Origin of the sequence: Paenibacillus sp. FSL W7-1332, from assembly GCF_037969785.1 — a bacterium.
Classification (GTDB): Bacteria; Bacillota; Bacilli; order Paenibacillales; family Paenibacillaceae; genus Paenibacillus_AQ.
Map to the genome: position 1 here is coordinate 836,128 of NZ_CP150209.1, position 24,884 is coordinate 861,011.

Consider the following 24,884-nt stretch of genomic DNA (forward strand, 5'->3'; position numbering starts at 1 on the left):
TTTAGATAGGTTTAGAGCAGGGCAGCTTCCGTTGGTGTGGAGGCTGCCTTTTTTTGTATAATATTTATGGGAAATAATGGGTCGGCATTCAGATGTATAAGGGAGAGAGATCTATATGAAGAATCGCAAATTCTTGGTAACGTTCGGTTATAACCTGGACCATAGCAATATCGATTACCTTGTGTCCGATCGCCTGTCCCGCCATAAGGGCTGGATTCAGAAGGATTACTTTGATCCGGTGCTGCACACAGGGGCTGCGTTTATTCTAAACTACCAGATCATCGACACGAATGCTGCCAGAGTCTCGCAGCGCTATTACTTGGATGATTACCACGTCACGGAAGCCAAGCTGCAAGGCTTTCTTTACTCGCTAAACAAGCTGAAGGGTACGCATGTGTTGTGCAATCCCAGGGTACAAGGACATCACTGGACCGTTATTGATGGGCACGAGTACAGCTGTTATGCCTATCAGACACTGGATGGAAGGGATCTGCGCTTCTTGCAGTACGAAGAGGATTCAGAAGAAGCTTCTCTTAAGAAGGGGGGGCCCCGGATTCCTACCTAGCCTTTCCCTCTGATTGCAGTCAAGAAGAGAAGGATCGGCGGCTGACCGACTGGATCATCGGAATTACTGAAGCGGGTAGGCAGCAGCCTTAAGTGTCACCGCCATTCATGATGGATACTCACTGCGTATTTCCACCACCGGGAGCAACGTAATTCGTTGCTGCGTCTGCATATCGTCAAACCTATCGTAAATTCCGTTTCGCTTATTCTATTATTTTACTTGCGAGAATAAGGATATAAATACAAGCCGATCGATAGGCTCGGGGAATAGGATGTAGAAGATGAATGGAAAGGGTGGGTTTACCATGGAATGGAGCGTCATTTTTCAATTGATCGACCCGCGGCTCTTCATGGTCGTTGCTGCCTGTTGGGTAATCGGATATGTGCTGAAGCAAACGCCGAAGGTTCCGAATTGGAGCATTGTATATTTGGTTATGGTCGTATCGATTCTGTTCACAACCGGCTTGATCGGCTGGAGCGTGGAAAATATCATTCAAGGCATACTTGCAGGGGCGTTTGCGGTATTCGGCCATCAGGCCGTTAAACAAACGGCAGAGGCGATTGCGACTAGAAAGAAGTAAGAACGGCTGAACGGCCCGGGATGATTTTTGCCTAAACCGAACTTTACCTGGCAGTCTGCCGCTTGAACCTGTTACTCTTAAGTCCATAAGATGATTTAAGGGAGCGTGAAGATTTGCAGAGAAAAACGTTGACGGTTGAGGCCCTGCCTGGATTTGAGCCGGAGATCGGCCGCTGGATATGGGGACTTGAGGATGTACGGCGAACGATATTGAAACGGCTGGAAGGGATTCGGTATGAGCAGTTGAACCATAGGGCGGACGGTCGGCAGTCGATCGGTTCGTTGTTGTACCATATTGCTTATATTGAAGCGGACTGGCTATACGCTGAGGTGCTTGAATCCGATTGGGATCCGAAAATAAAGGTCAGCTTTCCGTGGGACCACCGTACCGAAGATAACCGTCTTTCTGAAGTCCCGGATCAGTCACTGGATGAACACCTTCACCGTATGCAGAAGGTACGTCATGAACTGCTTACCCACTTCAAAAGCATGGACCTCTCGGACTGGAGGAAGGTCAGACAACTGGAACCTTACGATGTAACACCGGAATGGGTCATCTATCATCTGATTGAGCATGAGTCCCACCATCGGGGACAGATATTTCAGCTGTTAAGAGAATTAGAGCAATCTTAAAGAATCGAAAGTCCACTCCGATGAGAGTTTTGGCCTTCGCGGCTAAAGAAAGAGCTTTTTGAGGCTGCTGCTATTCACGTTCATATTCCCCGGGCAGGGAGCTTTCCTTGCTCTTTTTTTGTATACCCTGCAACGATCCAGATGTCAAAACGTAATAAGCATATAAAGAGCACGGTATCGGAGGAGATATGATGAATAATGAATTTTACGTCGGGTGGGGAACGCTGGCATTAATCAATGCGGGTTTGGCTCAAGGGAAAAATAGAACGGGATTAAACTGGTTTCTGCTATCCTTATTGCTAGGCCCGCTGGCAACCCTGATTCTTGTCCTGTCAGCTAAAAGGTAATCTGAATAATTAAAGAGCCGCCTCCCGGCATGGGAAGCGGCCTTTATCGGTTTACATCCGTTGAAACATAGCGGTGTCACGGCTGTAGTGCGTCAGATAACCTGTCTCTTCGTTGCGGATGCGGACGACATCCGGTGTGTAGCATTCAATGTAACCCCGCTCGATCTCCACGTATACGCTTGCGGGATCCTCTTCCCATACGGAAACCACCGTTTCCGATAAGGCGGCCGCGAAAAAATGGATGTCTTGCGATAGGTACCGGCTATTGCGGTCTGTATTCATTTATTTCATATCCCCTTGATGGTTAGAATCAGATAAAATGCGGTCTACTAGCTCGTTCATTCCCTTCCAGGAATCCTTCAGAATAAATTCATGCTGAATATGCGCGTTCCACGGACGCGGAATCAGAATGGTTTGTTTTCCGGCTTTTCTGGCGGCAATCGCATTATGGGGACCATCGTCAATCAGAAGATCAAATTCCACTAAATCCTTGCGTTTGGCCACGAAAAAATTCTCGAACGGAATAAAAGGCATATGCCGCTGCAGCCATCTCCATTTCTCGGGCACCGAGGAGGGGCGGGCTGCGGTAACAACAATGACGTCATAATCATGCGTCATTCTGTGGACTTCGTCAATCGTATATTCATCAAATAGTTCAAGTTCTTCATATAAACCCGGCTTTCCGAAGAAAAACTCCTCCGAGCATTCAGGATGCCAGATTTGGTGCAGGTTATAATCGGTAATCTGATCCAGCGTCAGCTGAGGATCCTTGTACTGCAGATTGTGATAATGAATGGCCTTGGGTATGAGATGGCAGATGGTATCATCCATATCGATGGCGACTATTTTTTTGCTCATATCGTCATTACTCTCCTGTTAATCATGAATTCTAAGAAACGATGATGTTCCGTAAATTGTAAGGGACAGGATGCTTGTTGGCAAACCGGAATCAAAAATGGGAGGGAGTAACATTTTCTTTCTCCTGACTCATTATAAACTAAGTATAGCATTAATGCGGCAACAACCTTCCTGATATTTCGCGGTTACGGGAATAACTTAATAAAGCCTTCATCCATTATGACAGTACATGTCATGATTGCCCTTTTATAATAAGAACACTACAGGGTACAAGGGAGGAACGGCCATGGAGCAAGAATATATCAACATTCGTGGAGCCAGAGAGAATAACCTGAAGAATGTGACGCTGCAAATTCCTAAACGAAAAATCACGGTCTTTACCGGCGTATCCGGGTCGGGCAAATCGTCCATCGTGTTCGATACCATCAGCTCGGAAGCTCAGCGGTTGCTGAATGAGACGTTTACCGCTTTTGTCCGCAACCGACTTCCACGGCACAGTCAGCCGGACGTCGATTCGATCGAGAACTTGTCGACGGCCATCGTCATCGACCAGAAGCGTCTGGGGGGCAATTCGCGATCCACGCTAGGGACGATTACGGATCTGTACGCCATACTCCGTCTGTTGTTTTCCAGGGTGGGACAGCCGTTTGTGGGATATTCCAACGTCTTTTCTTTCAATGATCCCCAAGGCATGTGTCCGGAATGTCAGGGAATCGGCAGGAAGGTCGAGCTCGATCTAAATAAACTGCTGGATACAAGCAAGTCTTTGAATGAGGGAGCGGTCCGATTCCCTATTTTCTCCGTAGATAGCTGGTATATGAAGAATTACACCATGTCCGGTTTCTTTGATAACGACAAGAAGCTGGCCGACTATTCCGAAGCGGAATGGGATCTCTTCCTGTACGGCAAGGAGGGGAAGGTAACGTTCCCGTCCAAGGGAGGACCGGTACAGTCCGACTTCGAAGGTCTCGTGTTGAAGTTTAACCGGCTTTATATTCAGAGAGACAGCAGTGAATTGTCGGAACGCACCTTGAATCACGTCAAAAATTTTATTACGCATGGCACATGCCCTTTATGCAAGGGGACGCGGCTTAGTCAAGCAGCATTAAGCTGCAGGATCAACGGCTATAATATCGCCGATTGTGCGGCTATGGAGATCGGGGAGTTAAGAGAGGTCATCCTGAATATCAAAGAGCCCATGGCTGCGAGTATGGTGGCCAGCTTGGCCGAGCGGCTGCAGCACTTGATGGATATGGGGCTGGATTACTTGACGCTGAATCGGGAGACGACCACGCTCTCCGGGGGCGAGTCGCAGCGGGTGAAGATGGTTAGGCATTTGGGCAGCAGCCTGACGGATATGATGTATGTTTTTGATGAGCCCAGCGTGGGTTTACATCCAAGGGATGTTCACCGGCTGAACGACATGCTCAGGAAGCTTCGCGACAAGGGCAACACGGTGCTGGTCGTGGAGCATGACCGTGACGTGATTGAAATTGCCGACCATGTGGTGGACGTGGGGCCGAATGCCGGTACCCGGGGTGGGGAAATCGTCTTCGAGGGCACGGTTGAGCAGCTGTGCAGCCAAGATTCTACGTTAACCGGGCAGTATATGAAACGTTTCATGCCGATGAAAGAACAGTTCCGGGTACCGACAGGACAGATGCGGATTGCCAATGCCAATCATCATAATCTGAACAATGTAACGGTGGATATCCCGGAAGGCGTGTTGACCGTGATCACCGGCGTAGCGGGGTCAGGCAAGAGCTCGCTGATTCATCACGCCTTCCTGTCCCTGCATCCCGAGGCTGTCGTCATCGACCAGTCTGCCGTCAGCACCTCGATCCGTTCCAATCCTGCTACCTATACGGGCATCATGGATGACATCCGGAGTTTGTTCGCCAAAGCTAACGATCAGAGTCCATCCCTATTCAGCTTCAATTCCAAAGGGGCCTGCCCCGACTGCCACGGGCTTGGTTTCATCTATACGGACCTGGCGTTCATGGAAGGCATCAAGTCTCCGTGCGACACCTGTGACGGCAGGCGCTTTAAGGATGATGTACTGCAGTATAAGCTCCATGGAAAAATGATTACCGATGTGCTGGATATGACCGTGCTGCAGGCGCTCGATTTTTTCGAGAAAAAAGAAATCAGGCGGCGGCTGGAGGCTTTGCACGATGTGGGCCTGCACTATCTGATCCTCGGACAGCCGCTAAGCACTCTGTCCGGGGGCGAAAGCCAGCGCATCAAGCTGGCCAGCGAGCTGCATAAGCAGGGAAAGATCTACGTGATGGACGAGCCGACGACCGGACTGCATATGTCGGATGTCGGGCATTTGCTGGACATGATGAATCGGCTCGTTGATAATGGCAGCTCGGTGATCGTGATCGAGCACAATCTGGATGTGATCCGTCAGGCGGACTGGATCATTGATCTCGGACCCGAGGGCGGCAGCAGGGGAGGCAGGGTCATGTTCGAAGGAACGCCTGCTGAACTGATCACGGCGGAACAATCGCTGACTGCGAAGTATGTACGGGGTTAGCGGGAATCCAAGGGGGCGAAGGCCGGTTCTTACCGGAGTCTGACCGAACCCATGCAGTATGTAACATGGGAGCAGGGAGGATTCGCTTTTCGTAGTTTTATAATGGACTTGCCAAAGGCCATGCCGCATACCCCCGCGGCATGGCTATTCTATGGTTGTTAGGCTTATAAGATCGCTTAAACGGCAATACTGTATGCTGCGACAGACCAAGTTGGTTAATGATGCGTGTAACGACTCGGTCTGCATTTCTAAATAAGCAGCATCTTTATTGTAAACGGGGGATACGACAATGCAGAAAGTATGGTGGAAAGAAGCCGTTGCTTACGAAATCTATCCGCGCAGCTTTATGGATTCGAATGAAGACGGCATCGGGGATCTGCAAGGGGTTATATCCCGCCTGGATTATTTGAAGGATCTCGGGATTGATGTTATATGGGTATGCCCCATCTATCGTTCGTCCAATAACGACAACGGTTACGATATCAGCGATTATCAGGATATTATGACGGAGTTCGGGTCCATGGCCGACTTCGATCAGCTGCTGGCCGAAATCCATAACCGCGGCATGCGGCTTATTATGGATCTGGTGCTCAATCATACCTCGGATGAACATCCGTGGTTTATTGAATCCCGTTCCTCAAGGACCAATTCGAAGCGGGATTACTATATCTGGCGGAATGCGAGGGATGGAGCGGAGCCGAACAATTGGGAATCCGTATTCACCGGCTCCGCTTGGGAATATGACGAGTTAACGGATCAATATTATCTCCATCTCTATTCCAAGAAGCAGCCTGATTTAAACATGGAGAATCCGGCGGTCAGGGATGATCTGGTCAAGATGATCCGTTGGTGGCTGGATAAAGGGATTGACGGTTTCCGCGTGGATGCGATTACCCATATTAAGAAGCTTCCGGGTTTGCCGGATATGCCGAATCCGAATCACCTTCGTTATGTCGACTCGAATCCCGGACATCGGAATATCGCGGGCATCCATGAATTTCTTCAGCAATTCAAACGCGAGGCGTTCGCTCATTATGACATTATGACGGTTGGCGAAGCGAGCGGCATTCCGATAGCGGAAGCAGACCGCTGGATCGGGGAAGAGAACGGGTCGCTGAACATGATTTTTCAATTTGAGCATGTCAATCTTGATTTCGGACTGGAAGGACGCTGGGATTATGCGGTCTGGGACTTGGCCGAATTGAAGCAGATCATGCATAAATGGCAGACGGGCCTTGAAGGCGTGGGCTGGAATGCCCTCTATATGGAGAATCACGATCAGCCGCGGTCCGTATCCCGTTTTGGCGATCCGGTCCATTATCATAAGGAATCGTCTAAGATGCTGGCTACTTTTTTTATGCTGATGCAGGGGACGCCGTTTATTTATCAGGGACAGGAAATCGGAATGACGAATGTCGAGTTTGCAGAGCTGAGTGATTATCGGGACGTGGAGATCTACAATTATTATCGCGAGCGGCTTCTGGACGGGAAAGACGTGTCCGAGACGATGCGTAGAATCGCGTACCGGGCTAGGGACAATGCAAGAACGCCGATGCAGTGGGATGACACGCTCTATGGCGGCTTCTCAACGGTTGTGCCGTGGATCCGCTGCAATCCGAATTATCATGAAATCAACGTAGAGCAGCAGCTAACCGATCCCGACTCCATTCTGAATTACTATAAAGCCTTGATCCGACTGCGCAAATCCAGTGAGGCGCTGATCTACGGAAAATATGAAGCCGTGCTTAAAGAGCATTCAGAAATTTTCGCCTATTCCAGATCGCTTGGGAACGAGACGTACTTGATTGTTCTCAACTTTTATAGCGGAACACCGGATTTTCAGTTCCCGGCGGAATGGAGTGAGCATCAACCGGAAGTTGTACTCTCGAATTACGAGCGCTCGGACCGAAGCTTCGACGAATTCGCGCTACACCCTTATGAAGCAATAGTTTATCGTGTAAACTAAGTGGGTAAGCGATTTCTTGAGATGAGAGGTGAAAGCAGCTTGTCACAATTCAATATGATGTCTGCCGCCGTTCTTGATCGCCCGTTATCCATCGGGGTGAAGCAGGTTCCCATTCCCGAGCCGAAGCCGGATGAAGCCTTGATTCAGGTGTACTGCATCGGCATATGCGGCTCGGACGTGCATTACTATGAGCATGGACGGATTGGCAGGTATGAGGTGAAGGAACCGCTGATTCTGGGGCATGAGCTTGCCGGCGTTGTGGTAAGGACGGGGGAGAAGGTAAGAAATGTCTCCGTTGGTGACCGCGTGGCCGTGGAACCGGGCGTAACGTGCGGGCGCTGCTCTTATTGTAAAAGCGGACGTTACAACCTGTGTCCGGATGTTGTATTTATGGCAACCCCGCCGGTTGACGGGGCTTGGGCCGAATACGTTGCGGTGCGAAGCGACTTCCTGTTCCGGCTGCCGGATGAAATGTCCTTTGAGGAAGGCGCTTTGCTTGAACCGCTGTCCGTAGGACTCCATGCCGTACGACGGGGGCGTATCCGGCCAGAGGACCGGGTGCTCGTGCTCGGACTGGGGCCGATTGGCTTGCTTGCCATGGAGGCGGCCAAAATGTCCGGAGCCTCTCAGGTATATGGCAGCGACGTCGTGGAATACCGGCGTGATCTGGCCCTGCAGATGGGAGCCTCCGGCGTGATCAATCCGATGGGCGAATCCGTTTCGCAGCGATTGAACGAACTGACGGACGGCAATGGCATTGATCTTATTATTGAAACGTCGGGCAACGCCGGGGCCATCGCGGATTCGATCGGATATGTGAACCGGGGAGGCCGGATCGTGTTTGTAGGTCTGCCCACAAAGGATGCGATCCCGGTGGATATTGGCGCTTTGGTTGACGCCGAGCTGGATGTATATGGCGTGTTCCGCTACGCAAACACGTACCCGGCGGCTATTCAGATGCTGCAAAACAAGGCCAGCCGCATACGCGACATCATCACCCACCAATTTTCCTTGGATCAGATCGAGGAAGCCGTAGAGCTTGCTCGCACGCACAAGGACACCAGCGTAAAGGTCATGATCTATCCTCATCCAAACGCTTAAGGTTGTTCGCGGCCTGGAGAGTCGCTTCCGGAGCTGTCGTGTAAAAAACGCGCCAATGCAGCGTAATGGACCATCATCAAAAAGCACCGCTCCAACACTTGTCGGAGCGGTGCTTTTTTTCGCGTTACCGGTTAGTTCGGGCGTTCATTACTCATCCAGCTGTCGATGCGCAGATCATCGCCGTAGCTGGCGCGGGCCGAAATTTCGCCGAGCTTCTGCTCGGCTTCCTCGCGGGTATCGAACCCGCCGATGACCGCGATGAAGTCGTTGCTGGCCGTCTTAATGAAGGTCACGTCGTCTTCCATATAAATCTCTTCAAGGATGGCGAGGGATTCCCCTTGCGGCATGGCTTCACTGCGGATATAGAAGACCTCGCGCGGGGTGACCGGCTCTCCGGTCGAAGTGAGCTTCAGCTCAATATAGCCGGGGTCTTTATATTCGGATACGGTATGTTTCACGCCATCCTTCAGTTCAACAACAAAACGCATGGCCGAGTCGTCCAGAATCACATTCTCATAGACATCCTTCACCAGCGGCAGAGCCAGCATGTCTTTCTTGAGGGTTTCATAATCAAATTTTCGTACTCCGTTAAACGTGAAGATCAGACGGTTTGGCGCATCCCGATGATCCACTGTGTAGGCCGGGACACTGGAAACGGACTTGCCTTCCTGGTTAAATTGAATTTTTAATACGTCTTCGGAAGCTTCCGTGCCCACGGTAACACCGTCGGTCCGCTCGCCTCCGCCCCCGAACTGCAGAACCTGAACGATGCTGCCCACCACAGGGACTTTGGATAAGGCGTTGGCCACCGTCGGGATGTTGACCACGAATAGCAGGGCAACGGCAGCTGCAACAACGGAAGAGTATCTCGTCAAGCGCATGGAGCGTTTGCGGGCAGCCGCCTTTTTCTGTGCAGCATCGATAACGCCGGTTAGCTGGGCGGGGATTTCAATGTGTTCGTAGCGTTCTTTTCCTGTCATAGGCTATCGACCTCTCCCTCGATTAGATATGATTTTAATTTTCCGATAATACGATAAAACCTGGTCTTGACGGTACTTTCGGACACGGATAACACATCCGCCATTTCTCGAAAACGCAGGTCTTCAAAAAACTTCAAAATGATGTAGGTTTTCTCCTCCGGCAGCAGTCTGTCCAGCGCATCGTACAGATCCATCTTCTCTTCCAGCGGTACGGCATGCTCTTCGGCTGCATAGTCCTGCGTCTGGTCTTCCATATAAGTAACCCGCTTCTTGCGACCGAGATGGTCGATGGCAGCGTTAATGACGATCCGGGTCATCCAGGAATCAAAATACTGCGGCGTGTTCATCCGATCGTAAGCGAGATATCCCTTATAGGTTGCCTCGGAGACGATATCCAGCGCCTCCTGTTCATTTTTGACATAGCAATAGGCTACCCGGTACAACTTGTTTTTGCATTTCTCCATATTTTCGCTGAACTGTTGCTGCTTCGACTCTTTCGCTCTCAGTTCACTCACCCCTAACTACTAGCACTAGTATTCATGTCATGGCACGAATTCGTGTCATCTATTCATTCATTGGCCGGATTGGATCATGCTCAAGTACTTGAGTGCGCTTGACTGATCATTAGACCGTGGAGGGGGCCAAATAGTTTTAACCGGGGATAAAAAAATCCATGAACTTAACAGAAGTCCTTAACGGTGTTACTATATTAACCATATAAAATGTACGGAGGCCAGAACATGTAGGTTTTTCTACCCTAACCCATACAACTAAATACAGAATTGGGGTAGAAAGATGAAGAGGAAATCTTTTCGATATCTCTGGATCGGTCAGGCGCTCGCCAATAGCGGCGATTTATTTTACATTGTCGGTCTGATGGCTATGATCCATGAGATTACAGGATCTGCCATGCTGATGGCTATGGTACCCTTTCTCACGACGATGGCACGGTTTATAAGCGGGAGCTTTGCACCCGTATTGATGGATAAATACAGCCTCAAGTCACTGCTTGCTTCGTCTCAGATCGGAAAAACGGCCATGCTGTTTCTGTTGTTGGTAACCTGCTATGTGCTGGGAGAGCAGGAGGTGACGGTGTATGCAATCCTCGGATTCGTATTCCTCATCTCTCTGCTCGATGGCTGGGCTGCACCTGCAAGTCATGCCATGCTGCCGCGTCTGGTGGATGCCGCTGAGCTGACGAAAGCGAACAGCTTTGTTGCCATCGTGGATCAGTTGATCCAACTGGGAGGCTGGGCCGTTGGGGGACTGCTGGTCGCAGCCTTGGGCGGAAGCAACGTGATATGGTTGACCTTTGCTCTGGCCCTGGCAGCCGCTGTCTGCATGAAGATGATCGAGGATCGGCATGAATCCACTCCGGAACAGAAAGAGAAGGCGCGCGTTTCGAATTGGCGTTCCATTCAGGAAGGCTGGACACTCATTTGGAAACAGCCTTCTATTCGGGCGATTCACGTGATTTATGTATTGGAGACGATGGCGGGCGTGATTTGGATCGCGGCGACCATCTACGTGTATGTAGCCGATGTGCTGCACAGGGAAGAGGCATGGTGGGGATATATCAACGCAAGCTTTTTCCTGGGACTTATGCTGGGCGGACTGTTTGGCATGAGAGGCGCAGGGCTGATCGACCGCAACATCCGCAAGTTCGTTATCTGCTCTTCCTTCGGCATCAGTATCATGACGTTTGGTTTTGGGTTGGCCTCGGTGCCTTGGCTGGCCCTGGTGTTCTCGGCAGGCTACAGCTTAAGGCAGTCTCGCTTCAGACTACACTGCAGCGGGGCGTATCTGTCCATGTATTGCCGAAAGTGTACGCTGCCCAAAGCGCGCTAGTTTCGCTGGTATTCGGCTTATCCACCCTGTTATTTGGTTTCATAACCGATGAATTCGGCGTTCGGGCTACGTATATCATCGCTGCCACGGTGCTGTTCATCTCGGGATGCTACGCATTACGGATACGAACGAGATTGCCGGAGTCAGGGGAGGGGCTTGAACAAGGACGGATCGGCATCGAATAATCATTAAACAAAAGGCGAGCTTAAGGCTCGTCTTTTTTGCATGCATAAATGGATCCGGACACGAGCTACAGCAAGCATCATCAATACGGTTTACTGAACGTGAAACCTTAATAATCGCGGGGCAATACTGGTTTTGAAAATCTTTCGAGAATCCGGTTGACAATCCATCTACTACGTATTACGATATACCTGTAGTAGGTCACACTGAATACCGACAACACTGAGCAATGAGGTTGCAAAAATATTTTAAAGAAATTGTTGACATCCCTTACTACTTAGTATTACAATGTACATGTAATGAGTAATACTTAATAGCGTGTTTTTCCAAATGCTATTAAGTAAAAAATTCCCTTAGTACTATGTTATACTGAATATAGGTAATACTGAATAGGGGAGGGACGAAATAAAGGAGGCTTTCCAATATGGAAAATTTAACTGAAATGCTGAAGGGTTCGCTGGAAGGCTGCGTGCTGGAAATCATCAGCCGCCGTGAAACCTATGGCTATGAGATTACCCGCCGTCTGAACGAGCTTGGCTTTACCGAAGTCGTGGAAGGGACGGTCTACACCATACTCGTGCGGTTAGAAAAGAAAAAGCTGGTGAACATTGAAAAGAAACCGTCAGATATGGGGCCGCCGCGCAAGTTTTACTCACTTAATGAGGCGGGCCGTCAGGAGCTTGAATTGTTTTGGGAAAAATGGGATTTCTTATCCTCCAAAATCAACGTCTTGAAGTCAAATTAGCTTCATAAGATATTCCGTCCGATATTTGTGTGGTGCCTTGTTCAGCTTTATATAAAAGGAGGGAAAATAATATGTTGGAAATGTTCAAAAAAATGATTGGTGATAAAAAAGAGTACAAAATGATGATGGCACGGGTTGAAGCCCTTCCAGAGGATTACCAGTTTGTGTTTAAGAAAATTCAAAACTACATGTGGAACTTCTCAACGGGCAACGGGATGGATATGCTGCACATGCAGTATGAATTAATCGAGTTGTTCGAAGCCGGTGCGGCCGATGGCAGACAAGTGCTGGAGATCACTGGTGACGACGTGGCGTCCTTTGCCGATGAACTAGTGGCAAACGCTAAAACCTATGTAGCCAAGTATCGGGAAGATTTGAATCAGGATATCTTGAACCGATTGGGAAAAAAATAACTCCAATAGATAATACGACTGATTAGCTGGTTATCAAATGTGACTTACCGCCTTCGCTATTCAGTTAATTTTTGACCCAGTAGTAAGTTATACAGATTATCAGTCATACTAAATAGATGGGTGAAGGCAATCCAGCTCCGCAAGGCGCTTATTATAAGGAGGATAAAATATGAGAAATGCAGCGATTTCTGTAAAAGGGTTAAAAAAACCTTTAAAGACAAAGAAGTCTTAAAGGGGGTGGATTTTGAGGTGCAGCGCGGCGAAATTTTCGCACTGCTGGGTTCCAATGGAGCGGGCAAGACGACGACAGTCAATATCCTCTCGACGCTGATGAAGCCCGATGGCGGGGAAGTAGGTATTTGCGGCTTTGACGTCCAGCGTCAACCGGATCATGTTCGCCAGAGCATTAGTCTGACAGGGCAGTTTGCAGCTTTGGACGGCATGCTCACCGGGCGGGAAAACCTGATGATGATCGCCAAGTTGCGGGGAGTTTCCAATCCTGCTCAAGTTGCCGACAATTTGCTTGCAAGATTCAGCCTGACCGATGCGGCTAATCGCCGGGCAGACCAGTATTCCGGCGGGATGAAGCGCCGGATTGACATCGCCATGAGCCTGATCGGGACGCCAGCCGTCATTTTTCTCGACGAACCGACGACAGGGCTTGATCCCGAAGCGCGAATTGAAGTCTGGGATACCGTCAAGGAGCTTGCCGGCGGCGGCACGACCATCTTGCTGACGACCCAGTATCTGGAGGAAGCCGAACAGTTGGCGGACCGTATCGCCATCTTGCATAGCGGAAAAATCATCACGACCGGTACGCTTGCCGAACTCAAGGCGATGTTCCCGCCAGCGAAAGTGGAATACATTGAGAAGCAGCCGACGTTGGAGGAAATTTTCCTCGCGATCATCGGCAACAAGGAGGCGATGTAAATGAAAAACAAAACAGGGACATTACTAGGACGTTTAATGCGCAACATCTTGCGCAGCCCGGATACGATTATCACGGTGGCGATTACGCCGATTATGATGATGCTGCTGTTTGTCTACGTATTTGGCGGTGCCATAGAGACAGGTACGAACAACTACGTCAATTATTTATTGCCGGGAATCCTGTTGATGGCTGTCGCATCCGGCGTCGCTTACACTTCACTGCGGCTGTTTACGGATATAAAAAGCGGGTTGATGGCGCGTTTCGTCACTATGCCCATCAAGCGCTCTTCGATATTGTGGGCTCACGTGTTGACCTCGCTAGTTTCTAATGCACTTACTGTTGTTGTGGTTTTCCTTGTCGCGCTGCTGATGGGCTTCCGTTCAAGCGCGAGTATCCTGGATTGGCTTGCGGTAGCGGGGATACTAGGGTTGTTTACGCTGGCGCTGACATGGCTGGCGGTCATCCCTGGATTGACAGCGAAGTCTATGGAAGGGGCGACAGCCTACTCGTATCCGCTGATTTTCCTGCCGTTTATCAGTTCGGCCTTTGTCCCCACCGAAACCATGCCTAAAATGGTTCGGGCGTTTGCAGAGAACCAACCCGTGACATCTATCGTGAATACGATTCGTTCCCTCTTGTATGAAGGGTCTGTTGGGAACGGGATCTGGGTTGCGCTTGGCTGGTGCGTCGGCATCATGGTCATCGCTTACTTCTTCGCCAGTAAACAATTTAAACGCCAGTTAGGGTAAGTACACCATGATGAAATAGCCATATCAATAGTCAGCCGCTAGTGAAAGAGGCCCTCCCTTGTTATGCAGGGGAGAGCCTTTTTTTTGGATTGCTATGTTGTTATCGTGAAGGGCCGATGGCTATCCAGGACATGAAACCATAGGCGAGATTGCAGTTAGGCTGGCGGCTTACTTCTAGGACGGCGGCATCCTCACGCTGGGATTTCAAGGAGATCTGGAAGCCAGGATTATTGCTCATTCCCACAATGATATAGTTGATCCCAGCAAAAGCCTCCTCGAATTGGACGGTCACCTCGGTCAAGGCTTCAGCTCCAAATACAAAAGGCGTCATGCCGAATTGCTGCAGCTTCGGCTGGCCGGCTGCGCTGCGTATTGGCGCAAAGCTTAAATGTTCTGCCGTTACGGCACCTTTAGTCAATTGTTGTCCGGTAACGGCTCCGTCGGCCAGATGGGCGCTTGTGACGGCGCCGTTTGCAAGTTTATCGCTATCAATGGAGCCTTCGGCTAACGTAAAGTTATTGAAGGCATCCGGTCCAAGATGCTTGCTGCCGATGGTTCCGTCGGCAATTTGCGCTCCGGTAAGTGAGCCGTCAGCAATGTGCGTGCTCGTGATGGAAGCCTCGGCAATCTTGCTGCCGTCAACCGATCCTTCGGCCAACGTGAAGTTATTGAAGGCATCCGGTCCGAGATGCTTGCTGCCGATGGCCCCGTCGGCAATTTGCGCTCCAGTGACGGAGCCGTCAGCAATGTGCGCGCTCGTAATGGAAGCCTCGGCAATCTTGCTGCCGTCAACAGATCCTTCGGCCAACGCGAAGTTATTGAAGGCATCCGGTCCGAGATGCTTGCTGCCGATGGCCCCGTCGGCAATCTGGGTACCAGTAAGCGAACCTTCAGCTACATGCAATCCAGTGATGGAAGCCTCAGCAATCTTGCTGCCAGTAACCGATCCTTCGGCCAACGCGAAGTTATTGAAGGCATCCGGTCCGAGATGCTTGCTGCCGATGGCCCCGTCGGCAATCTGGATACCAGTAAGCGAACCTTCAGCTACATGCAATCCAGTGATGGAAGCCTCAGCAATTTTGCTGCCAGTAACCGATCCTTCGGCCAACGTGAAGTTATTGAAGGCATCCGGTCCGAGATGCTTGCTGCCGATGGCCCCGTCGGCAATCTGCACGCCAGTCAGAGAGCCGTCAGCAATGTGCGTGCTCGTGATGGAAGCCTCTGCAATCTTGCTGCCGTCAACCGATCCTTCGGCCAACGTGAAGTTATTGAAGGCATCCGGTCCAAGATGCTTGCTGCCGATGGCTCCGTCGGCAATCTGCGCTCCAGTGAGGGAGCCGTCAGCAATGTGAGCGCCTGTAATGGAAGCCTCAGCAATCTTGCTGCCAGTAACCGATCCTTCGGCCAACGCGAAGTTATTGAAGGCATCCGGTCCGAGATGCTTGCTGCCGATGGCCCCGTCGGCAATCTGCGTACCAGTAAGCGAACCTTCAGCTACATGCAATCCGGTGATGGAAGCCTCAGCAATCTTGCTGCCAGTAACCGATCCTTCGGCCAACGTGAAGTTATTGAAGGCATCTGGTCCAAGATGCTTGCAGCCGATGGCTCCGTCAGCAATCTGTGCGCCCGTCAGCGATCCTTCAGCAACGTGCTTGCCGGTGATGGAATCGTCAGCAATCTTGCTGCTTGTAATTCCACCGTCCTGCACAAGTTCCGTTGTGATTGCGCCGGCTTCGATATGCTGCGAACCGATGCTGGAAATTTGCAGGTGATGGGGAAGAACGGCACCCTCCGCCAGCTGCCTCGATTTTACGGCCCCCGGCTGCAATTGATCGACGCCAACGCTGTCCGGCTGCAGGTGGACATGACCGACAGACTGATTTCCAAGATGCGCTGCGTTGATCGAGTACGGCGCCAGGTGATGGCTTTGAATCGAGAATAATTCAATATGCTTGGAGCTCACAGCGCCTTCGGCAAGATGTCCGCTCTGGATCGACTCTCCGGCGATATGCTCAGGAAGGACAGCGTCGTTCGTGATATGTGCGGACTCTATGCTTTCGGCTTGAATGTGCCGGGCATTGACAGAGCCGGAAGCAAGATGGCGTCCAGTCACCGATCCTTCATCCATATGCTGTGACTTCACAATATCCACGCCCAGATGGTCAGACTGGACGCTCGCTTCTTGCAGATGCACTGCTGAAATGGAAAGAGGCTTGATCTTGTCACCACTCACGGCGTTCGCCTGCAGCGCGGATCCCGAGACCGACGAAGGCGAGAGATGGGCTTCCGTAATCGATTGCGACCCGATTTTTACGCCCGGTATGCTGCCGTCGGCAAACAACGCTTCCGCCGAGCGGCTTTCATCGGCCAAATGGCTTAACATGATGGATTTTTTCTTCAAGTGATAACCATGAATGGCTTCCTGCACGATATGTTTGCCCAGGATGGATTCCAGTCCCAGATGTGCGCCCTCTACAGCTTGCGGAGCGATTTTTTCCGAAGTAACGGCCTTGTTCTGAATTGCTTCGGAAGTCACCGCACTCGGCGAGAGATGAGTGGATTGAACGGCCTTTGGAGCTATTTTGCCAGCAGAGACACTGCTCTCAGCCAGTTTATTAGAAGTTACGGAAAGGTCTGTCAGTTTATCGGTGGTCACGCTTTCCGGAGACAGCTTCGGTGAGGTTACGGCGTGGTCCCCCAGATGTCGAGGCGCAATAACCCCATCGCCGATCGAGGACTCCACGATGCTGCCTGCGGCAATTTTATCTGTCGTTACCGCACCCTGGGCGAGCGCTTGAGTCCGTACGCTTCCCTTCTGCAGATGACGGCTGGCAATAGAGCCATCGGCCAGATGCTGCTCGCGAACCGCACCGTTTTGCAGAGCTTCGGCGCCTACACTGCCCCCTGACAGATGCTGCTGCTGAATGGCCTCACTGGCAATATTGCCGGAGGTCACGCCATGCTTAGCAATAATGGCTCCGCCAACCGATCCAAGCGCAAGCTTTTGGCTCGTCACGCTCTCAGGGGCCAGCGTCTCTTCTCCGACGGATGCGGGTTGAAGATGCTGTTTTCCGATCGCTCCGTCAGCCAGATGCTGCTCCGCTATCGTTTTGGGATGAATGGCGCGCCCTATGACGCTTTGAGGCGCGAGATGCTTAGGTAAGATGCTGCCCTCGGCAATGTGCTCGGCGTTTACTGCATCCGCAGCGAGATGCCGGGTTTGAATGGCATTCGATGCAATTTGGTCCGATTCCACCGTGCCCTTAGCCAGATGGCGCGTTTGGACGGCTTCATTGGCAATTTTGTTAGGAAGTATGCTCTGATCCGCGATTTTCGAAGCCGTCACCGCCTGTTCCACCAGCTTCACCGTATGGACGGATTGATCGGCAAGCTTGGAGCTTGTGACACTGGAATCAGCCAGATGGCGGGCGGATACTGCATTGATGCTGATCTGATCGGAACCGATAGAGCCAGGCCGGATTTGCTCTGATCCTATGGCGCCGTCCGCTAAATGGCGGGCGCTGAGCGAGCCTTCTTCAATATGTCCGGCATTGATGGCACCATCTGCAATTAGGCCTGACCCGATGCTGCCGGCAGCAATATGCTCTGCAGTTACAGCTTCGCTTGCCAAATGCTTACTTTCGATGCTTTGCGGTTTTATGTGGGACGCTGAGATGGCGTCATCGGCGATTTTTTTTCCTGTTACGGCACCTTCACGGATTTTGGTCGAAGTGACTGCATCTTCTGCAAGCTTGGAGCTATGGACGCTCTCATTAGCGAGATGTCGGGTTTCTACGGCGCTGGATGCGATTTTGTCTCCTTGAACCGCTTGGTCTTCGAGCAGGTCGGTTGTCACGAGAAGCTGTTGAAGATGACGTGCAGTAATAGCCCCATCCGCGATTTTATCGCTAACTACGGCGTGGTCTGCCAGCTTCTGCGAGGTTATACTGCCATCCTTGATCTTGCTGGCATTCACGGAACCGTCTCGAAACTTGCGCGTAGATAAGATGCCATCCATTAGATGTTCACCCGTGACCGATAATGGCGCAATTTTTCCTGAAGTCACGGCTTCGTCGGCAAGGTGCAGACTGGTGATGCTGTAGTCTTGTATGGCTTCAGGCCCAACCGCACCACGCGACAGCTTGGATGCTGTGACCGCTCTCGAAGCGATCCGACTTTCGGTTACCGCATATTCCCCTATATCCTCTGTATATATGAATGCGCCCTTAATTTCAGGCATTTCCTTCTCCATAATCAGCTGCACATGCTCGATCTCCATCTCGGGAAGGGAGGGGGGATCGGTAGGTACGGTCAGGGTGTCAGCGGCTACAGCATCTTCTGTAGGCAAGCTGGAATCTTCGTCAGATATCGATAATGGGGTGTTTTCTTTGTTTTCTTTTTCTTCTTGTTTTAATTCCATGATGCCGATAAGATCCTCATCCAGATCCATAATGGTTGCTGCTGAAAGAATGTGGGCATCTTTATCTTTTTTTGGGCTGCGTCCTTTATTTCGCTCGAGCAGATCGAGTTCCCTCGTAGTGGGATCTACCCTGTAGGGCTGGGAAGAGGAAGATGATGGGCTTTTCTTCTTTTTCTTCAAAACAACACGCTCCTTCCGAATACTCATCGTCTCCGGTATCATATGCAGCCGTTTAGGCGGCTGTCACTGGTCTTTTGGGATTCGACAAACGAAAGGGCAGCGTAACATGGAAAAGGACCCGGCCAAAGGCCGAGTCCTTGATTGAGCGCTAGAAAGCACATATAAAATTTAACCCCTGACGGCCAGTAACGGCTGTACAGTCGGTTCCGTATTTGAAGTTTCTTCAAGAATCTTTGCTTCTAAAACGACAAAAGCCCTGCCTCTCTTTCGTCCTTGCGGCTCCGATGACCGCGCCAGTGTGAATCAGAAATCCGTTCCATAAAACTCTTACTCTTAGGGTCATAAAATAGGAATTTGCACTTCAACAGAGATGTAAATAACCATGTTTCGAGGAACTAACGGGGTTAAACTTCATATAACAATTACTTATTATAGCACAGGTACTCGTAATAAGCAAAGATATTCAAATGTATATTAGAATGTTATGCAAAAACGCTTGATTTTTTCTGGAAATCCAACGATATTCATATTAACAGTTTTTTCTTGCAAATTCTGCTGTTGGGATCTTGTGTTGTAGCATCATGTCGAATACGTTCGGATTCACACCTGCCTTGCCGATGTTTATTATCTGTTAATGAAAGTAGGCGAACGATGCAACTGTATAAGTCTTTTCTTAAACAGCTAATCCGGAACTATATGATCGGGTCCATTGCAGCTGTGCTTGTTGTGGGTGGCGTATTAATGGTAACGACTCTGGAAATTCCTATTGAGGAAGGCGCGCGCCTTGTGGTCATACTGACCATTTCATTCATGGTGATGATTGCGTCCGAGCTGACCGTCTTTCTTCGGCATTTACGACCGATTCACGCGGGGTTTCATGAAGGACATACGGATTTGGAAACGTTGGAAAAAGCATATTTGAGCATACACCGTATGCCGCGTTTGGCGGTATACCGTATATTCGGACCTCATCTGCTCGGCTTGTCGCTTCCGGCCATTCTGCTGACGGTTTGGATGATGGAGCAGGGCAAACTGAATTTTCCGCCGTTCTATATATGGCTGGCTTGCCTGGGGGCGGTCCTGCTAGCCAGCTGTCATGCCATGATCGAATTTTTCCTGACGATAGCCGCCATTCGCCCTTTGATCAAGGAGATTCGGCGGCAGGCGTTATCTCGTTATGGCGTGGACTTCTCCCTTGAGGGCCATGTATTCATGGCGATTCGGACAAAATTTTTGCTCAGCACGATGTTAATCGGCACTTTTCCGCTGTTTTTGTTTAGTCTGGCGGTCCAGATTCGTCTGGAGGGGCTCAGCCAGATCGTAGCTCAGCAGTACTGGGGCTGGGCGGGATTTATATTGCTGCTTGGCGTCGGTTTTGCTTATATCGGCGCCTGGCTCTTGACCCAGGATTTACAGCGGCCGATCCGGCAGCTGTACCGGGCGATGAATGAGATTAAGGAGGGGCGTCTGATTCAGACCTCCAATCTCTATTCTGATGAATTTTCCAATCTGATCGCGGGTTTCAATATGATGGTTCGCGGGCTGCAGGTGCGCGAGGAGCGAAACCGCAAGCTGCTGGACAGTTATTTTGCCGCCCTGGCAGCGGCGCTGGATGCCAGAGATCCTTACACGGCCGGCCATTCGCTTCGGGTAGCGGAGTATTCGGTGTTAATCGGCCGTCTGGCGGGACTCAGCGAAGAGCAGGTTGATCTGCTGCACAAGACGGCATTGCTGCATGATATCGGCAAGATCGGAGTTCGGGACAATATTTTGCTGAAGGAAGGGAAACTGACGGCAGAGGAGTTCGATCAGGTAAAGGCCCACCCGGCTCAAGGAGAGAACATTCTGCTGCAGATCGAGCCTGCCGATGCCATGGCTCCTTATCTGGAAGGGGTACGGTCCCATCATGAGCGCTATGATGGAGGCGGGTATCCTGACGGGTTGAAGGGGAAGGAGATTCCGTTGTTTGGACGGATTATTGCCGTGGCCGATGCCTATGATGCCATGACGTCGGACAGGCCGTACCGCAGCGGCATGAAATCGGCGGATGCCTTGAACATACTGGAAGCCGGCAGGGGAACCCAGTGGGACCCCGATTATGCGGGCATATTCGTTAAATATATGAAAGCGGAGAAGAAGGTCATTACGATCCGCTAGTAGGTGGATAAGCAGGGAATCGCAGCTGATTCTATGGATAGGAATGAGAAGAGACCGTACCTGTGCAGGTAAACGGCCTCTTTTTTGTGCGCCTGTCGTTAAAATATCACTGCCCCTTAGAGCAGCCAATAAATGGGTACTCGGCTGCTTCGAGAGTCGGCGAGGAGTGAATACGGAAATTAGATCATTTGGTGAGCCGTATCGATTTCCGTGCTTTCTTCATGTTTCACATGCTTCTGTTTGCGATGCATCCAGCTTGCCAGCCATGTGCTGATCTCATACAGACCGATGAGCGGGATGGCAACCATCAGGTGAGATACGAGATCAGGCGGCGAGATCAGCGCCGCAATGATCACCAGAACGACGTAGGCATACCGCCTCATCGTATGCAGGATAGCCGGACTTAATATGCCTATTCGCGTCAGAAACAGGACGACAACGGGCAGCTCGAAGGCAAGGGAGAGCGGGATAATGATATTGAACATGAATCCGAAGTACTGGGCAACGCCGTACGTTTCGACAAGGTCCATCTGACCGTTGATTCCTGTCGTAAAAGCAAGACTCATCGGAAAAACGACAAAGTATGCAAAGGCAACCCCTATAAGAAAACATAACGCGGAGAAAGGGATAAACCGAAGGGCCGCTCTCTGCTCGCGGTTGTTCAGTCCCTGATTGACGAACAGCCATATTTGATAAAGGGCAAAGGGCAGGGTAGGAAGCAGCGATAATACGATGCTTATGCTCATATAGATGCGCAGTCCATCCCAAGGCGAGAACACGTTCCAGGTTACCTGAAAGGCCGGTGAGTGATGCTTTAACATGGATAACACATGAGGGGCAGCAATGAGGCCTGCCGCCATGCTCAGAATGAAGACGGCAGCTATCAGTAGGATCCGTTTTCTAAGTTCGGCGATGTGCTCAAGCAGCGTCATGGTACTCTTGAACTCCATAGGCTTCGTCACTCCTTCGGTCATCATCGGAAGATGGGCGTGCAGCGCTGTTTTTTCGTTTTGTTCAATTCCTTCAGTTCAAATGTATTAAATCCCTCCTGCATTTTTTGATGGATTTCCTGGATGCTTTTCACATCCTCAAAAGAATATCGACGATTTCCTCCCTTCGTACGCTTCGGAAATATAAGCTTTCGTTCCTCGTAATACCGAATTTGCCGTTCCGTCAAGCCGGTCAGTTCGCAAACAACCCCAATACTCATCACCTTACTCTCCATAATCTTTACCTCCTATGTAAGTATTGTTAACCCTGAGCTATTGTTCCTGGCTTGGGATTAAAAACGAAGAAGATAAAACGGCAATAATTTTGGCGATTTCATTTTTATTGGAAGGATTTATGACATGATTTTATGAGAAAGAAGGTGAAAAAGCAATCATTTTTCAAAAATAAAAAAACTATGTAAGAAAACCTAACAAAATTTAAGCCAAACCTTGTTTTCTCTGCTAAGATCGGCTCATGAATCCAATCACAAACTAGCGAAGGAGTGAACGAGGGTGGCTACAAAAGAACAACCAAAAGAGATGACCCGGAGGCAATTTCTGACGACTGTTGGCAAGGTGGGTGGATCTGTCGCCGTCTTCAGCTTGATGGGTACGATGGGGCTCCTTACGCCAGAAACGTTGAAAGCAGCGGAATATACGCCTCCCGGAAAAAATGACCTGAATCTAAGCGGCCGCGGTGGCAAGAAGATTGTTATTCTCGGCGCAGGAATCGCGGGTTTGACGGCAGCGTATGAGCTCGGTCTGGCAGGTTACGACTGCACGATATTGGAAGCAAAAAGCTTTGCCGGCGGGCGCAACTGGACGATCCGCAAAGGAACCTCCATTGCGGAGATCGGATTCGGCCGTCAGACTTCCCGTTTTGATAACGGGCTGTACTTCAATGCAGGTCCGATGCGGATTCCGCAGTTTCACGTCACGCTGGATTATTGCAAGAAGTTTGGCGTAGCCATCGAGCCATTCAACAATGTGAATGAGAGCGGCTACTACTATAACGAGAACGTGGGGGCTTTATCCGGGCAGCGCGTCCCCAAACGTGCAGCCAAAGCTGACGTGCGCGGTTACGTGGCCGAGATGTTGGCCAAAGCCGTGAATCAAAATGCGCTGGATCTGCCGCTGACAGCGGAAGAGAAGCTGAAGCTGGTGGATTATCTGAAGGCCGAAGGAGATCTGAATCCGGATCTGTTCTACAAGGGATCCGAGCGCGGCGGGTATAAGGAGGAGCCGGGAAGCCGCCTGGATGCCGGTGTGCTCCGGGATCCATTCGATTTGAAGGCGATCATCAATTCCGGCTTCGGCAAATATTTCAGCAACGAGTACGGTTACGATCAGCAGATGATGATGTTTCATCCCGTTGGCGGCATGGACGCCATCATCAAGGCATTTGAGAAAAGAATCGGCAACCGGATCAAGTACCGGGCAGAGGTGAAGGAAATTCGCCAGTCCTCTTCCGGTGTGCGGATCGTGTACACGGACGGCAATTCCGCCAGAGAGCAAGAAATCCGCGGCGATTATTGCATCTGCACCATACCGTTGACGGTATTGAAAAAGATCCCGGCCGATTTCTCGCCGGAGATGTCCAAAGCGATCAGCAGCGTCGGTTACGCTTCCGCAGGTAAAATCGGCCTGCAGTTCAAACGGCGCTTTTGGGAAGAAGACGAATATTTATATGGCGGCAGCAGCTTGACGAATATGGACATTACGCAAATCTACTATCCGCCGACAGACTATTTTGGAAAGAAGGGGATTCTGCTTGGTTATTATGCATACGGGGGCACTGCCGATAAAATCGGGGCCATGTCGTATGCCGAACGCGAGCGACTTGCACTAACGCAAGGCGCTAAGATTCATCCACAGTATCCGAAGGAGTTCGAGGCATCCTTCTCCATCGACTGGAAAAAGACTAAATACCAGGAAGGCGGCTGGGTATCCTATTCCGCCAACGACAGGAAAACCTACTACCCTACCCTCTGCAAGCCGGATAACCGTATTTACTTGGCAGGGGAGCACATCAGCTACATCACGGCTTGGCAAGCAGGGGCCATTGAGTCCGCCCGGGAGGTCGTAACCGACATCCATCAACGCGTAATGAAAGCGTAAATCGAAAGGAGACGATTCCATGAAAAATCAACTGAAGACGATCCTGGCGCTGGCCATGCTGATCAGTGCGGTGAGTGTAACCGCCGCGTATGCCGACAGCTCTTCCGCCTATAAGAAGCCGACCAAAGCTTCGCCCGCCCCGAAATTTTACGGCAGTCCCACATCCTCTATTTCCAGCGGGGTTATCATACCCGAAGGGGCTTCCTATCTTTATACAAGCGGGACGGTTCCGCCCTTGCTGAACAAGGATGGCAAGACGGTTTATGAGCGCTATGGCGATACCAAAACCCAAGGGATCGGCATCCTGAAGGAGATCGAGAAACAACTGAAGGAGCAGGGGCTGACGATGAAGGATGTCGTCTATTTGAGAGTGTACTTAACCCCGGATGCAGCCAAGAACGGAGCTTTTGATTATACCGGCTGGTTTGACGCATACGCCCAGTTCTTCAATACAAAGGAGAATCCCGTGAAGCCTGCGCGTTCTACCGTGGGAGTAGCGAGCCTCGTGAATGCCGATTGGTTAATTGAGATTGAAGCCGTAGCCGTATACCCTGGCAAGGATAAGAAAAAGTAAGTTGTTCTT

Annotated in this window: 22 protein-coding genes and 1 pseudogene; 16 read left to right on the forward strand and 7 right to left on the reverse strand. The window is 50.6% G+C overall.

Annotated elements, in window-relative coordinates; all coding sequences use genetic code 11:
* The first annotated feature begins 115 nt into the window (after positions 1-115).
* The 4 genes from MKX98_RS03595 (at position 116) to MKX98_RS03610 (ending at position 2,124) form a co-directional block, all read left to right on the forward strand.
* The gene (locus tag MKX98_RS03595; RefSeq protein ID WP_233354737.1) at positions 116-565 is read left to right on the forward strand and encodes a hypothetical protein; all 450 of its coding nucleotides are present in this window, start codon (positions 116-118) and stop codon (positions 563-565) included.
* A 280-nt stretch (positions 566-845) separates the two neighbouring features.
* Positions 846-1,145 (forward strand): phage holin family protein, encoded by a 300-nt coding sequence (locus tag MKX98_RS03600; RefSeq protein WP_071222109.1) that lies wholly within the window; start codon positions 846-848, stop codon positions 1,143-1,145.
* 113 nt (positions 1,146-1,258) lie between these two features.
* Positions 1,259-1,777: a DinB family protein gene (locus tag MKX98_RS03605; RefSeq protein WP_194540776.1), complete on the forward strand. Its 519-nt coding sequence runs from the start codon at positions 1,259-1,261 to the stop codon at positions 1,775-1,777.
* Between the two features lie 188 nt (positions 1,778-1,965).
* On the forward strand, positions 1,966-2,124 hold the full coding sequence (locus tag MKX98_RS03610) for a hypothetical protein (RefSeq protein WP_155087117.1): 159 nt from the start codon (positions 1,966-1,968) through the stop codon (positions 2,122-2,124).
* Between the two features lie 51 nt (positions 2,125-2,175).
* Here MKX98_RS03610 and MKX98_RS03615 read toward each other — a convergent pair whose 3' ends face one another.
* Together MKX98_RS03615 and MKX98_RS03620 are read right to left on the reverse strand one after the other, a co-directional pair.
* Positions 2,176-2,406 (reverse strand): hypothetical protein, encoded by a 231-nt coding sequence (locus MKX98_RS03615; protein WP_071222107.1) that lies wholly within the window; start codon positions 2,404-2,406, stop codon positions 2,176-2,178.
* The gene (locus tag MKX98_RS03620) at positions 2,407-2,982 is read right to left on the reverse strand and encodes a hypothetical protein (protein WP_071222106.1); all 576 of its coding nucleotides are present in this window, start codon (positions 2,980-2,982) and stop codon (positions 2,407-2,409) included.
* 286 nt (positions 2,983-3,268) lie between these two features.
* On the opposite strand from MKX98_RS03620, the gene MKX98_RS03625 reads away from it, so the two are divergent.
* The 3 genes from MKX98_RS03625 to MKX98_RS03635 all read left to right on the forward strand — a co-directional run bounded on the left by MKX98_RS03625 (position 3,269) and on the right by MKX98_RS03635 (position 8,588).
* On the forward strand, positions 3,269-5,521 hold the full coding sequence (locus MKX98_RS03625; RefSeq protein ID WP_339221473.1) for an excinuclease ABC subunit UvrA: 2,253 nt from the start codon (positions 3,269-3,271) through the stop codon (positions 5,519-5,521).
* A 289-nt stretch (positions 5,522-5,810) separates the two neighbouring features.
* On the forward strand, positions 5,811-7,487 hold the full coding sequence (locus MKX98_RS03630) for an alpha-glucosidase (protein ID WP_194540778.1): 1,677 nt from the start codon (positions 5,811-5,813) through the stop codon (positions 7,485-7,487).
* A 39-nt stretch (positions 7,488-7,526) separates the two neighbouring features.
* Entirely contained in the window at positions 7,527-8,588 is a 1,062-nt protein-coding gene (locus MKX98_RS03635) for an NAD(P)-dependent alcohol dehydrogenase (RefSeq protein ID WP_194540779.1), read from the forward strand.
* Between the two features lie 131 nt (positions 8,589-8,719).
* On the opposite strand, the gene MKX98_RS03640 is transcribed toward MKX98_RS03635, so the two are convergent.
* Positions 8,720-9,568 (reverse strand): hypothetical protein, encoded by an 849-nt coding sequence (locus MKX98_RS03640; protein ID WP_339221476.1) that lies wholly within the window; start codon positions 9,566-9,568, stop codon positions 8,720-8,722.
* Entirely contained in the window at positions 9,565-10,083 is a 519-nt protein-coding gene (locus tag MKX98_RS03645; protein ID WP_194540781.1) for a sigma-70 family RNA polymerase sigma factor, read from the reverse strand. Before MKX98_RS03645 ends, MKX98_RS03640 begins: the two co-directional genes overlap by 4 nt.
* 280 nt (positions 10,084-10,363) lie before the next feature.
* On the opposite strand from MKX98_RS03645, the gene MKX98_RS03650 reads away from it, so the two are divergent.
* The 6 genes and pseudogenes from MKX98_RS03650 to MKX98_RS03675 all read left to right on the forward strand — a co-directional run bounded on the left by MKX98_RS03650 (position 10,364) and on the right by MKX98_RS03675 (position 14,437).
* Positions 10,364-11,416, forward strand: a complete 1,053-nt coding sequence (locus tag MKX98_RS03650; RefSeq protein ID WP_339221478.1) for an MFS transporter — start codon at positions 10,364-10,366, stop codon at positions 11,414-11,416.
* On the forward strand, positions 11,392-11,601 hold the full coding sequence (locus tag MKX98_RS03655) for a hypothetical protein (protein WP_339221479.1): 210 nt from the start codon (positions 11,392-11,394) through the stop codon (positions 11,599-11,601). Before MKX98_RS03650 ends, MKX98_RS03655 begins: the two co-directional genes overlap by 25 nt.
* 422 nt (positions 11,602-12,023) lie before the next feature.
* A complete protein-coding gene (locus MKX98_RS03660; protein WP_071222099.1) occupies positions 12,024-12,344 on the forward strand; it encodes a PadR family transcriptional regulator in 321 nt (106 codons plus the stop codon).
* A gap of 71 nt (positions 12,345-12,415) precedes the next feature.
* The gene (locus MKX98_RS03665; RefSeq protein WP_194540783.1) at positions 12,416-12,757 is read left to right on the forward strand and encodes a DUF1048 domain-containing protein; all 342 of its coding nucleotides are present in this window, start codon (positions 12,416-12,418) and stop codon (positions 12,755-12,757) included.
* A gap of 169 nt (positions 12,758-12,926) precedes the next feature.
* Positions 12,927-13,687, forward strand: a pseudogene (locus MKX98_RS03670) (ATP-binding cassette domain-containing protein).
* On the forward strand, positions 13,688-14,437 hold the full coding sequence (locus MKX98_RS03675; RefSeq protein ID WP_194540785.1) for an ABC transporter permease: 750 nt from the start codon (positions 13,688-13,690) through the stop codon (positions 14,435-14,437).
* Between the two features lie 100 nt (positions 14,438-14,537).
* Here the strand turns inward: MKX98_RS03675 and MKX98_RS03680 are convergent, their stop codons facing one another.
* Positions 14,538-19,037 carry a WIAG-tail domain gene (locus MKX98_RS03680; RefSeq protein WP_339221481.1) on the reverse strand — a complete coding sequence of 1,500 codons (4,500 nt, stop codon included), beginning with the start codon at positions 19,035-19,037 and terminating at the stop codon, positions 14,538-14,540.
* Positions 19,038-19,688: 651 nt separating this feature from the next.
* On the opposite strand from MKX98_RS03680, the gene MKX98_RS03685 reads away from it, so the two are divergent.
* Entirely contained in the window at positions 19,689-21,194 is a 1,506-nt protein-coding gene (locus MKX98_RS03685; protein ID WP_071222095.1) for an HD domain-containing phosphohydrolase, read from the forward strand.
* Between the two features lie 179 nt (positions 21,195-21,373).
* Here the strand turns inward: MKX98_RS03685 and tatC are convergent, their stop codons facing one another.
* Positions 21,374-22,144 carry a twin-arginine translocase subunit TatC gene (gene tatC, locus MKX98_RS03690; protein ID WP_339221484.1) on the reverse strand — a complete coding sequence of 257 codons (771 nt, stop codon included), beginning with the start codon at positions 22,142-22,144 and terminating at the stop codon, positions 21,374-21,376.
* A 23-nt stretch (positions 22,145-22,167) separates the two neighbouring features.
* The gene (locus tag MKX98_RS03695) at positions 22,168-22,419 is read right to left on the reverse strand and encodes a MerR family transcriptional regulator (RefSeq protein WP_220686642.1); all 252 of its coding nucleotides are present in this window, start codon (positions 22,417-22,419) and stop codon (positions 22,168-22,170) included.
* Positions 22,420-22,696: 277 nt separating this feature from the next.
* On the opposite strand from MKX98_RS03695, the gene MKX98_RS03700 reads away from it, so the two are divergent.
* Both MKX98_RS03700 and MKX98_RS03705 read left to right on the forward strand, forming a co-directional pair.
* The gene (locus tag MKX98_RS03700; RefSeq protein ID WP_220686641.1) at positions 22,697-24,301 is read left to right on the forward strand and encodes a flavin monoamine oxidase family protein; all 1,605 of its coding nucleotides are present in this window, start codon (positions 22,697-22,699) and stop codon (positions 24,299-24,301) included.
* A 19-nt stretch (positions 24,302-24,320) separates the two neighbouring features.
* Positions 24,321-24,875 (forward strand): RidA family protein, encoded by a 555-nt coding sequence (locus tag MKX98_RS03705; protein WP_071222092.1) that lies wholly within the window; start codon positions 24,321-24,323, stop codon positions 24,873-24,875.
* Positions 24,876-24,884: the final 9 nt, after the last annotated feature.